Genomic DNA, 12923 nt, shown 5'->3' on the forward strand with positions numbered 1-12923 from the left:
CCAATTGGCAAGTTGAGCTAGATATAGCACCCGCCCTGTCGGTCGACACCTGGCAAAACTGCTAGGTGCCAGCCCACGCAAGTTCATCTACTGTCGACCCATATCGCAGCCGTTGCGCTGCCCTGTACCAACCCTGTACGACCCGAGCGCAATGAAACGGCTTTGTTCATTCCTCATGCACAGCGAGACACCCCCTCATGAGTTCAGAACCTTCAGTTCACTCCAACGCCCTTAACTTCATGAGTTTCATGGAGAACGGTGTGGATACGCGCACGGGCCAATACACGTTGTCAGTCAAACTTCCAGCGTTGAATGCCAATAATTTCCAGGGCCCCGACCCAGAACTCAGCCTCAACTTCAACCCGCTCAACAACAGCGACTCTGGTTGGGGCAGAGGGTGGAACCTGTCACTGACCCAGTTGACTGCACACAACCAGGTCATCACCACCTATACCGGTGAAACCTTCAAGGTCACCGGCAGCTTCGGCAACCGCCTGCAAATGCGCGAGCAGCGGCTTGCGCACTTTCATCTGTATCGCGAACCCGCCGGGCCCGGCGGCAATGCGCGCTATCGGGTGGTACACCGTTCTGGCGTTGTGGAAATTCTTGAAGAAATGGGCAGCATGACGGGGCGCATCGCACTGCCGGTAGAGATCTATTCGGAGACAGGGCATAAGGTCAGCCTCGCGTACCAGCCCTTCAACCCGGCATACATGATGCTCAGTTCGATCACCGATGACAGCGGGCAGATCCTTCTGGAAATCGAACGCAAGGATGGCCGCATCGAGTTGCGCGAGCGGCCTTACCAGGGCGACGACGGCCAGCCCGTCGCTCGCCATGTGATGAAGCTGATCAACACCGACTGGGTCGATTCAATCGTTCTGCCAACTGCCGAGCAGGCAAGCTGGCGCCTGGAATACAGGCTGGTGCTCGATCATTTGTGCCTGACCAAGGTCGAGACCCCTACCGGCGCACGGGAACACCTGCTTTATCAAGATGGCGGGCATCAGTTTCCAGGCACCAGCCGCCCCCTGGCCTTGCCCCGTGTCACCCGCCACATCACCGAGCCAGGCCAGGGACAACCCACCTTTCAGCGAGCCTATTACTATCCGGGCTCGCATAATTTCCTGGGCTTTGGCAGTGGTATTGGCTGGAGTGACGACGGGCTGGACAACCTCTACAGGTACTCCGGCGACTACGAGTACCAGACCGTCGAAACCTTATCGGGGGCAGACACCAACCCACTGCAGGTCGTCACCCGTACCTTCAACCGCTTCCACCTGCTGACCGCCACCAGGACCGTACAGAACAATTGCGTTCATGAAGTCAATACCACCTACAACCTCAGGCCAGGCTCGTTCGACGAGCAAGCGCCAACCCTGCAGATGCCGATCCTGGAGCAGGTGCGCTGGTCGTTGGCCAACGACATTACCCGCAGCCGCCTGGAAACCGTAGAGACCCAATACGACACCCATGGCAATATCATTTGGCGCAAACTCGCCAGCGGCGTGACCGAGACCAATACCTGGTACGGCATGGACCCTGAAGATGGCTACCCGGGTGATGCCAATGGTTTCGTCCGGCACCTCAAGAGCCGGACCACCACCCCGTCCTTTGACGCAGACGGGCCAGCCCACACCCTCACCTATCACTACCACTATCGTGCGTTGAGGCCGCTGGCGGGTACTACCATCACGCTCAACCCAATGGTTGTCGAGCACACCGAGACACTGGTTGACGAAGCCAACCCGGCAGAGGTGCTCGCACAAACCGTGAGCAACTACATCGATGCGCCCTTCGCCAGCCTGCTGCATGGACGCTGCTACCAACAAACGGTCAAACGCAACAAGCTGGAAACCACCACCCAGTTTCAGTTCAAGGCGATGGTCGAGCCGCTTGGCAAACACCCGGTTCTGGAAACCCGCACTACCCTCATCGGTTATGACGGCACGCGGCGCACAACCGCTGAAATGCGTTCGCTACTGGTCGGTGAGACGGTGTTCGAAACCGATGAAAACGGCGCGCAGACCTACCGGGAATACGATGCCCTGCGCCGGGTTACCCGTGAGCGGGTATCGCCCGGCAGCGACTTCGAGGCTGGCAGGCGTTACGCCTATGAACTGTGTGCGCGTGATGGAGACATCGCCCGGCATCGCGTGACCAACGCGCGCGGCATTACCACCGAGACGGTACTGGACGGCCTGGGCAGGCCAGTCCTCGAGCAACGGGACAACGTCCACCCCTCCCGACCGGGCAGTTTTTTCGAAGTCATGGCCCTTGAGTACGACGCTTTTGGCAACCGGGTCCGAGAGACCGCTACCGACTGGCTGCAAGGTAGCAAGTTCCTGACCCTGACCAACCACCTGAGGTATGACGACTGGGGTGAACAATGCTGCACGATTGGCCCGGATGGTGTTGAACAACACGACGTGCTCGACCCTATCGGGAATGCCGCTCACAAAGGCGCCATCCGTTACACCTGGCGCGAAGGCGGCAAGGTGCAATCACGTACCCGGACAAAGACCCGCAAGGGTGTCGAAACCCGGGTAACCCAGGTGGCGCGTGCGATCAGCGGCAAGACCGAAACCTGGCTGAACCGGTTCAACAAGCCCGTGCGGCGCAAGCGCCTGGATGCCTTCGGCGAGCTGCTCGGTGAGCGCAGGTACAGCTATGACGGCCTCGGGCACGCCCTGAGCGAAACGGACGAACGCAACCACACCACAACCTTTACCTACGACCCATGGGGCCGAATGCTGGTCACCCGCCAGCCGAACAATACCCGGCTCACCCGTACCTATGCCGAGCACTCCACCGAAGAGTTGCCCGCCAGCCTGGTGGTCACTCCGGCGAACGCCTTGTTACCCGCTCGCGAGATTGGCGCGCAGTACCACGATGGGCTGGACCGACTGGTCGGTACTACCGTGGGGGGGCGGACCGAACATTTCGTGTTCCGTGAAGGCGAAAGCATGCCACGCCAACACATTACCCCTGCTGGCGAGACCATCGAGCTGGACTACAACCTGCAGCTCACCGCGATGCCGACCAGCAACAATGCGCCCGAAGACCACGCCCGATTCGACTACCATGCCACCAGTGCTCGTTTGCTAAGCAGCGACAACGGGCAAGGCAAACGACGTTTCGGATACAACCTCGCCAACCAGCTGATTGAAGAACATTGGGATGACGTGCACACAGGCAAGTCCTGGAGCAGGGAATTAGTCAACACCTTGCAAGACCGGCTGAAAAGTACAACGGAAGACAATGGTGTAACGACCACGCACGAGTACTACCCGAACGGTCACCTGGAATCCACTCAGCAGGGCCAGTTGAAGGCTGTCTTCGAATACGACGAGCTAGGCCGCGTGCAAGTGATCACCAGCCACGATCGGGCCGGCGACTATAAGCTGGAAACGACGATCGAATACGATGATCACGATCGCGAAACCAAGCGCACCTGGAGCCAGAGCGGTCAGCCAGATCGAGTCCAGGAGTCAGCCTGGGGCGCGGATGACCTGATGCTCAGCCGCACGCTGCATGTCGCGGGGGTTTTGCGCCTTGAGGAAGGCTTTGGTTACGACACCCATGCCCGCCTGGTCCGGCACACCTGCAAGGGGCCGGACCTGCCCCGCGATGCGCTGGACCGGAGCATCGAATCACAGGTGTTCACCTTCGATGCCTTCAACAACATCCTGACCACGCTTACCAGTTTCAGCAACGTGCCCCGCCCGGAAAGGGCCGAGTTCATTCATGCAGAGCGCGACCCCTGCCAGCTGCAGCGCATCAAGTACACACCTGCGCGTGCCGCGCCCGATCCTGATTTCAGCTACGACGCCAATGGCAACCTGACCCGCGACGAGCGTGGCCGCCCGGTCCGCTATGACAGCCAGAACCAGTTGCTGGGCCTGAACGCTACGGGCCAGCCCGATACCTACGGCTATGACGGCCATGGCCTGCTGGTCAGTCGCCACGACGCCGGCAAACGCACGCTGCTGCTGCATGACGGTGAACGTTTACGCCGGGCCGTGCGTGACGGCGTGCAGACACTGTACCTGCACCACGGCGAGCAACCGCTGGGTGTGCAGCAAAGCGGCAGCGGCGCGCACTCACCGTTGCTGCTGCACACCAGTGCCAGCCACAGCGTGATTGCCGAGAGCCAGGCCGGTAGCACGCGGGCCATACGCTACACGGCCTACGGCGAAGACCACAGCGACGACCCCACACTTGCCGCGCTGGGCTACAACGGCGAGGCGCTTGACCCGGACAGCGGCTGGTACCTGCTGGGCAACGGCTATCGCGTCTACAACCCCGTGCTGATGCGTTTCCACAGCCCGGACTCGCTGAGCCCGTTCGGCGAAGGGGGGCTGAACTATTACGGCTATTGCCAGGGCAACCCGGTGACCTTCCGCGACCCTACCGGGCATTACAGCACCGGTTACAGCGGTACCAGCCAGTCGCGGCACGAGCTTGAGCGGCATCGGATCTCGCCGCGCGTGGAGCTCGGCGTAGTTGGCTGGATCGGCATGGGTATCGGTTTTGTTTTCGCGGCCATCGCCTCGGTAGCGGCGATTGTGCTGACGTACGGAGCGGCGGCGCCGGCGGTAGCCGCCGCCTGGACGGGAGCTTCCTCCGCGGTAGCAGCCGCCGTGGTAGGAACCTCAGGGGTAGCCATCGGAATAGGTGCGGGCGCGGCAGCCGCCGCACCAAGCGTTGCGGCAGCTGCGGCAGCGACAGCGGCAGTCTCCGCTGCGGTAGTAGCGGGCAGTTTGATCACCAGTATCAAGCTTGGGACCGCGATCATCTCGGCCACGTTGTCAGTCGGCGGTACGGCAGTACAAACCGAGGGGGTTCTTTCAGGGCATGAGACGCGGAGCAACATCGGCATGATCTTGAACTATACAGCGGCTGCCGTGGGCCTCACTGGCGGCGGTCTGACATATGCAGCAAGTGCACTGAAAACGGCTACAAAAGTTGGCGCTTATTCATCCAGCTCAGTATTTAAAGTTGCTGCAAATAGCGCTTCTAATAACGGAATTCCTCCTCTACCTAACTCAAAACCTCTATGGATGTCAAACGTGAAAAATTGGAAATTCTTGAAGCGCATAGGGCATAGAAATCCCCCCTCAAGAACATAGGTTTTAATTCTCACATTTGCCACAACAAAATATTTTTGTACTGCGAGGACCCAACATGAAAGACTCAGCACCGCTTTCAGACAGCCGCAGCAAAGCTGAAGAAGCCCGCAAGCGCTATCTGAAATCAAAAACAGCCAACTTGCAGCCATCCCCAAAGAGCCTCAACGCCCCCGATGTCAAAGGCATCGTCGATCCCTCAGATGGCACACTACACCGAGATGCCTTGACTCAAGCTCTTGAAGTCCGCATTCCACCATGGCCGATTCTTCCGGACGACCCCGAATTGGGTTGGGAAGAACTGCAACTGGAGTTTTCCCTGACCGGTGCCGACGGCTCTTTCAAGGACATCGGCCCCCTGGAGCAGTATGACGCGCCGATCTTGCCGGGCGATTTCCCTATTCTGCTGTCATTCCCCCAGCGTGACATCCCCGTCAATGGTGAGTTATGGATCCGCTACAAGCACATCGATTATCTGGGCTCGGAGTCCTGGTCGGCTGCCATCAAGCTGATCTGTGACAGTATCCCGCCGTGGGGTGAACAGGTCGTTCCGGATCCAGTACAGCTGCCCCCGGGCCATATCAACGAATCCTATCTGGCCTCACACCCAGGTGGTATTGAAGTCATATTGCCGCCGCGAGCGGATGAGCAGCCTGGCGATACGTTCAAGTTGTACTACCTCGAGAAATGGCCAGAAGAACAGAGCGAGTTCGGCACGCCGGTGGCCGAGGGCCCCGTTCCCGCCGACCGCAAGGTGATAATCTCGGTCGAAAAGGTACGGGAAAAGGGCGATGGCCGTTTCTTCGTCACCTTCTTCGAGTTCGATAAAGCGACCAACAAAAGCCGCATGGCCTACCCAGGCTCGGTCGACGTAGTGCTCGGCGACGAACCGGAAGATCTGCAGCCACCAGAAGTCTTTCTGGCCCTGGACGGCATACTGGACCTCAAGGATGCGCAATGCGGCGTCACGGTGGACATTAGGGAGTACAAGAACCGCGGCATGCGCGACACCATCGAGGTCACGTGGAAGAGCGCAACCTCGGCCGGCTCCGTGTTGCGCCCTGAGCCTGTGGGCTCACGCCCCTTCCCTATCAGCGTCCCGGTTCCCCCCGAGGTACTGCGAAAAGAATACGGCACCAGCACAGGTATCGAAGTCACCAACGTCAGCTATCGAATCTTGCGCGGCGAAGTGCCCTATGGCCCGGTAGATGATGACATAAACGTCGATTTTTCCTACGTAGGCCCCGAACGCCCCGAAGAGGATCTCGAATGGCCGACGCCTATCAACCCCGGTTTGAACGCACCCGAGATCACCAGCGACTCGGGACAGAGCAACAAACTGGTGCGGGCTGACGCCGGTAAGGACGCGACGCTAAGTTTTGCCCTGTACGAGCGCATCGAGCTCGGGCATGTCGTGGACTTCTACTGGAATGGCACCTTGGTTGAAGAGGCCACCTGGGTGGTCGACCGGGTAACAGGTGCGCCCAAGGTCGTCACGATCCTCTGGAAGTACATCCTTGCGGCAGGGAACAACCCGAGGCTGCCCGTGCACTACACCGTGCGCGCCGAAGCCGACGCGCTCAATGAACAAGAGTCAGAACGCCAGTACGTCGATGCCGACGCGGTCACGATTACCCCGGATGCCGGGGAGTTCGAGGGGCTGACCTCCAAAGGCTGGCTAGGTTGCTCATCCTTGTGGGACCCGGACGACAGCACGGCAGCTCCTGCATTCAGGATCAGGATCCCGGCCAGTGCCCAGTACAACCTCGTCCCTGGCAACGAGATCACGCTCGAATGGACCGTCGTCGAAGGGCTTAGCGGTGAAGTCCCGATCGCCGTGGACAAGCGGGAAACGCTGACTCTGAACCAGGAAATGATCGACGACGGCTTCGTCTGGAAAATTCAGCCGTACGCCGACCATATTCTGCCGATCTATGCCCAGTCACCGCTGGCGGCACGCGGCCGGGTGAAGTACAGCTTCCCCGGCAAAGGACTGGTATCGGCACCGGCGGAAAACAAAGTCAGCATCGGTGACAACGGCACAGGAAACACTTGCGATTTGACCCGACCCTGACCGCCGCTGGCAGCGGCCTTTGGAAAGCGGGCCGCTGCCACCGCATAACGTAGGACTTATCCATGTTATTTGTAGGGTAATCCCTACATTCATCGTGAAGTGGCGCACATAAGCTGACGACTTGAAAGATCCCCCTACAAAAAGGAGAGATGGATCTTACATACGCAGCCCTATCTACAAGGAAATTCCATGTCTAGCCACCCGCGATCAACCTTCTATTCTCTTCGGCACCTGTCCATGTTGGGCAAACTGAGCCCGCTGCTGCTGGCAACTTCGGCCTGGGCCCAGACCAACGTTACCAAGGACACCCTGATCGATGCCGGCAGCGCGCTCGACAGCTACCGCGTCATAGGCCCCGCCACATTGACCGCCAATGGCGCGAAGGCGTTGCAGGTGTCCGCAGAGACAGGTGCCACTGTCACGTTCAGCGATAGCCGAATCGACGCCCAGAACAATGCCAACGGCCTTGGCCTGCGCGGTGCCGTTGCCACGCTGGAGCGCACCAGCGTGGTGAGCGAGTCCCGCGGCCTGAGCCTGACAGCAGATACCCTCTCGGGCACACGCTCCCAGGCACTGGCAGTGGACAGCAACATAAGCGGCGCACGCCAAGGCGCCCTGGTCAACGACAGTACGCTCGAACTGCAACGCAGTGAACTGCGTGGTACTGGCGCAACGGGCCTCGGCGCCGAGTTGGCCAATGGCACGCTGATAGCCCGCGAAGGCTCCACCATCAGCGGTAGCGAGAACGGCGTACGCCTGCGTGAAGGCAGCGACCCTTCCGGCAACGCCACGCTGGTGCTGGACAACAGCCACGTGGAGGGGGTGAACGGATCGGCAATCGTCGTGGGCATCGGCGCCATCCGCCCGGCTACCGCGCACATCGATGTGCTCAACCGCTCGACCCTGAGCGCTGGCAATGGCGTGCTGCTCAACGTTGCGCACAGCGCCGACGCGACCCTGCGGGTAAATGACAGCCACCTGGAGGGTGACATTGTCGTCGCCGAAGGTGGCAGTGCCTCAGTTCAGCTCGAAAACGCCGCCACCCTCAAAGGCCGGCTGGAGAACGTCACCCACCTGGGCATCGACAGCAATGCGCAATGGGTGATGGTCGGCGATGCCAAAGTCGGCGCATTGAGCCTGGATGGCGGCTCGGTGCGCTTTGGCCAGCCGAACGATTTCTTTACCCTTTCGGTGGACAGCCTGGCGGGCAACGGCACGTTCGTGATGGAAGCTGACTTCAGCAGTGGCCAATCGGACAAACTGGACGTGACGGGGAGCGCCAGCGGCAACCATACCTTGCTGATCAACAGCAGTGGCCGCGACCCGCACGCGGACAGCAGCCTGCACATGGTGCACATCGGTGGCGGCGACGCGCAGTTCGCACTGCAAGGCGGGCCAGTCGACCTCGGTGCCTATTCCTATGACCTGGTGCGCAAAGGCGACAACGACTGGTTCCTCGACCTGACCACTCGAGTGGCCAGCCCGGGTACGCAATCGGTCATGGCCCTGGCCAATGCAGCCCCAACCATCTGGTACGGCGAACTCGGCACCTTGCGCAGCCGCATGGGTGAAGTGCGGCGCAACCCGGCCAACTCGGGTGCCTGGGTGCGCACCTTCGGCAGTAAATACAATGTCGCGGCCAGCGCTGGCGTGGCCTACCAGCAACGACAGCAAGGTTTGTCATTCGGCGCCGATACCCCGCTGTCAGCCGGTGATGGCAACTGGCTGGTCGGGGTAACGGCAGGCATCAGCACATCCGACCTGAACCTTGTCCGCGGCTCCTCCGCAACCGTCGACAGCTACCACGTCGGTGCCTATACCAGCTGGTTCGAGGCCGAAAGCGGTTACTACTTCGACGCCACGGCGCGGCTCAATCGCTTCGAGAACAGCGTTGACGTACGCCTGAGCGACGGCAAGAAGACAGAGGGTGACTCCACCAGCCATGGGCTGGGGGTGTCGCTGGAAGTCGGCCGGCATCTGAGCCTGACCGACGGATACTTCCTCGAGCCATTTGCCCAGCTCTCGGGGCTGGTGGTCCAGGGCAAGGACTACAGCCTGGACAACGGCATGCGTACCGAGGGCGAACGCACACGCTCACTGCTGGGCAAGCTCGGCGCCACCACAGGGCGCACCTTCAGCGCTGCGGACGGGCGCACCCTCCAGCCCTACCTGCGCGTCGCGGCCGTGCATGAATGGGTCAACGATAACCAGGTGAAGGTTAACGGCAACCGCTTCGCGAACGACCTGTCCGGTACACGCGCAGAGGTCGGTGTGGGCCTGGCGCTGTCCTGGGCAGACCAATGGCAAGCGCATGCCGACCTCGATTACAGCCACGGCGACAAGATCGAACAGCCCTGGGGCGTCAATCTCGGGGTGCGTTACAACTGGTGAACACTTGAGGGAAGGCCACAGCGCCTTCCCTTTTTCGTCTCAATGTCAGGCTCGGAGAAGGCCGATGACTCGTAAAAGAACCACCCAGGAAATCACAGACTCCAGCAATGCGTCGACCACAGCGCCTTCACCGGCCACGGATACCGCGCTGCTCGTTCCTCCAACCGTACCGGACCTGGTGCCCGATGTAGAGGGAGCGCCGAGCAATGTCGTAGATTTCATCGCCACCTACAAGCCATTGCGCGTCGAGTTCCCTGAGTGGGCGCACCCGGCCCCCCCGGAGCTGGGTATTGAATACGTGACGCTGTACTGGAAGGATGAGAAGGTCGATACCAAGCCTTTCAACAAGCCAATCCAGCCTGAAGATCTGTTCATCCTCGCACCTGTCCGCTTCATGATCGAGGGCCAGCACAAACTGCATTACGAGTTGTGCGACTACAAGGGCGATCTCTCCCAGTCGCGGCCGCTGACGATCTACATCGACAAGACCCCACCACTGCTCGCACCCGGTGATGACAAGCTGCAATTTCCCGAGTCCATCATTCGTGAAGGGGTGACCGAGGACTACCTGAAGGCCAATGACGACAAGGTTACAGCCACAGTACCGCCCTTCCTCGGTGCCGAGCCAGGCGACAGTGTAAAGTGGTACTGGAGCGACGACCCGGTCGGGGAGCAGATGGTCGGCATGATCAAGCTGACCAAAGACCACATCGAAATCCTGGGTACACAAAGTAGCAGCAAACCGCTGGAGCTGGACTTTCCAGGCGTCTTCATTCGCCAGTCTGGCAACGGTACTCGCTTCGCCCGTTATGAAGTGCAGGATCGGGCCGGTACGGCACCTCAGCGGGCCTTGGCGCGTTCGCTGCTTTCAGACCCGTCCCCGCCACCGCGCGAGCTGCCCCCGCCCCGCATCAAGGAAGCGACCGGCAGTGATTACTTCAGCACCCTGGATCCAGCCAAGGCAGCCAACGGCGTCACATTTGTCATACCGAAGGATGCAGACATCAGACCCGGAGAAACAGTCACCGTGCACTGGGGGGAACCAGGTACCCTCGGCGGTTATTCCACCAGCACACCTACATCGCCAGGTGCGCGTGAATACCTGATCCCTCGCATGCATGTACCGCCGCACATGGATAACCGGGTCGAGTTGTATTACCAGATCAACAAACCTGACGTGCCGCCATCGCCCTCGCACTTTGTCACGGTCCGAAGAATCGAAGGCCTGCCAATCGTACAGAGCATCAGTATCCGCGATGGTGCGCTGAACCTGCGCTACCTAGGCAATAGCGCCAGCTTTACCCTCGGTGACTGGTCATTCCGGCATACATCGCAGTTCATCAACGCCTGGATTCTAGGGGTGGAGCGAGGCAACATCGGGCGCGAAATCAGGCTGCCGATTGCCACAGAATTGCCGGTGACCACCGAGGCCGGCATCATTACGCTAGGTACTGTCAGCAAGACCGACCTGGTGAAACTGGCTCTCAAATACCAATTCCAGGTATTCGTGGAGGTGTCGTTCGACGACAAGGTGAGTTGGCTGAAATTCCCGGATGTAGCCGCCCAGCTGATAGACGAGGCTTGAGGCGAACCCAAAAAAAAAACGCCACTCGAAGAGTGGCGTTTTTTTGTATTTGGAGCGGGAAACGAGACTCGAACTCGCGACCCCGACCTTGGCAAGGTCGTGCTCTACCAACTGAGCTATTCCCGCAATTTGAAGCTTTACCGCTAATCGGCGTGAAGCGCGTTGACGACCTTCACCACCACTGCACCGCATAGACGCCACAGTACTTAAACTGGAGCGGGAAACGAGACTCGAACTCGCGACCCCGACCTTGGCAAGGTCGTGCTCTACCAACTGAGCTATTCCCGCATTTGGCGTCCCCTAGGGGACTCGAACCCCTGTTACCGCCGTGAAAGGGCGGTGTCCTAGGCCACTAGACGAAGGGGACACACAACACTTTTCAGTGCACCAGGACCTGAACCTCACGATCCAGACTGGATTTTTATTTCCTGCCGCGCCGTTAAGCGTTGCCGGAGAATTTGGAGCGGGAAACGAGACTCGAACTCGCGACCCCGACCTTGGCAAGGTCGTGCTCTACCAACTGAGCTATTCCCGCATTGGCGTCCCCTAGGGGACTCGAACCCCTGTTACCGCCGTGAAAGGGCGGTGTCCTAGGCCACTAGACGAAGGGGACACGCTGCTGGCATTACTGCCTGCTTTCACTCCCTGCCGCGTTTCGCTGTGTGCTTTACGCTGCAAGTGGCGCGCATTCTATGGAGGCTTCGAACAGGCGTCAACCCCTTTCTATAAATTTATTTAAATCAATGACTTCGGTCCATATAGAAGGCGCCGCCAAGGCCCGCCGAAGGATTGGCGTTGATTTTCTGACACAGTCGTCGCAAAGTGCCATCACTTGAGGAATGCGGCGGTCAGCCGACAAAGTGCAGCAAGGTGGCCACGCCGGTCCCTTCGCGGCAGCGGCCGCTACCACTACACTCTATTAAGCAAAACTTCTTGATGAGGCGTTAACGGTGACACCACTTCTGATCACTCTGCTCATCGTGGCGGGTATCGCGTTGCTGATCGTGATCGGCTACCTCAACAACGTGGTCGAAAACAGCAAGCTCGAACGCGCACGACTGAAGATCGACCTGGCCGACCGGGTCCGCCGCTGTGGCGAAATCACCGAGACGTTCCCCGGCCAGTTCATGACCCCGGCGTTGAAGCTGGTGCTGGCCCGCCTGGAGCTGAGCCTTAACCAGCGGCGCCTGGCACTGGACAAGCACAGCGCCGAACTCAAGGCGCGCATCGCCGAACTCGAGGGGCTGATCGGCCAGGGCGAGCGGATCCCGGTGAACAACCCGCCCTGCCCGATCCAGACCGAGGTCAAGGCCAAGGATGTGCGCTTCCTGCTCGAAGCGTTGCACACCCAGATCGTCAAGGCCACCCAGGAGAACGTGCTATCGACCAGCGAAGGCAAGCAGTGGGTCAAGGAGATCCGCCATATCCTGGTGCTGCTGCATATCGAGTTCTTCAACAACCTTGGCCAGCAGGCGCTGCAGCAGGAACAGCCCGGCCAGGCACGGCTGGCCTTCGAGCGCGGCGTGCAATACCTGCGCAAGCAGCCGGAACCGAAAGTGTATGAAGAGCAGTTGACCTATCTGGAGAAACTGCTGGCGCGGGCCAATGCCCAGGTGCTGGACAAGATGGAGCCGGCGGAGAACGAGCAGAACGAATTGACCGAGGGGCTCAAGACCGATGAGGAAGAGACCTGGAAAAAGCGGGTGATCTACGACTGACCCTGAAACCTGTATCGGCCTCTTCG

The 12923-nt window shown here is 59.9% G+C and carries 5 protein-coding genes and 5 tRNA genes; 5 read left to right on the forward strand and 5 right to left on the reverse strand.

The genetic code is table 11. The features are described from left to right. Positions 1-197: 197 nt before the first annotated feature. The 4 genes from CAF78_RS10660 (at position 198) to CAF78_RS10675 (ending at position 11179) form a co-directional block, all read left to right on the forward strand. Positions 198-5132 (forward strand): RHS repeat-associated core domain-containing protein, encoded by a 4935-nt coding sequence (locus CAF78_RS10660; RefSeq protein WP_085675516.1) that lies wholly within the window; start codon positions 198-200, stop codon positions 5130-5132. A 55-nt stretch (positions 5133-5187) separates the two neighbouring features. Next, positions 5188-7203 carry a hypothetical protein gene (locus tag CAF78_RS10665; protein WP_143515036.1) on the forward strand — a complete coding sequence of 672 codons (2016 nt, stop codon included), beginning with the start codon at positions 5188-5190 and terminating at the stop codon, positions 7201-7203. Between the two features lie 237 nt (positions 7204-7440). Continuing rightward, positions 7441-9594 carry an autotransporter outer membrane beta-barrel domain-containing protein gene (locus CAF78_RS10670; protein WP_085675514.1) on the forward strand — a complete coding sequence of 718 codons (2154 nt, stop codon included), beginning with the start codon at positions 7441-7443 and terminating at the stop codon, positions 9592-9594. Between the two features lie 64 nt (positions 9595-9658). Further along, a complete protein-coding gene (locus CAF78_RS10675) occupies positions 9659-11179 on the forward strand; it encodes a hypothetical protein (protein WP_256573865.1) in 1521 nt (506 codons plus the stop codon). Positions 11180-11229: 50 nt separating this feature from the next. On the opposite strand, the gene CAF78_RS10680 is transcribed toward CAF78_RS10675, so the two are convergent. The 5 genes from CAF78_RS10680 to CAF78_RS10700 form a co-directional block, all read right to left on the reverse strand. Next, positions 11230-11305, reverse strand: a tRNA-Gly gene (locus CAF78_RS10680). An 86-nt stretch (positions 11306-11391) separates the two neighbouring features. Continuing rightward, positions 11392-11467: transfer RNA gene (locus CAF78_RS10685), tRNA-Gly, on the reverse strand. 3 nt (positions 11468-11470) lie between these two features. Continuing rightward, a tRNA-Glu gene (locus CAF78_RS10690) sits at positions 11471-11546 on the reverse strand. A gap of 92 nt (positions 11547-11638) precedes the next feature. Continuing rightward, positions 11639-11714, reverse strand: a tRNA-Gly gene (locus tag CAF78_RS10695). Between the two features lie 2 nt (positions 11715-11716). Then, a tRNA-Glu gene (locus CAF78_RS10700) sits at positions 11717-11792 on the reverse strand. Between the two features lie 337 nt (positions 11793-12129). Between CAF78_RS10700 and CAF78_RS10705 the strand changes: the two genes are divergently transcribed. Continuing rightward, positions 12130-12897, forward strand: coding sequence for a hypothetical protein (locus CAF78_RS10705; RefSeq protein WP_085675513.1), 768 nt, complete (start codon positions 12130-12132; stop codon positions 12895-12897). Positions 12898-12923: the final 26 nt, after the last annotated feature.

Source organism: Pseudomonas sp. R28(2017), from assembly GCF_002112505.1.
Classification (GTDB): domain Bacteria; phylum Pseudomonadota; class Gammaproteobacteria; order Pseudomonadales; family Pseudomonadaceae; genus Aquipseudomonas.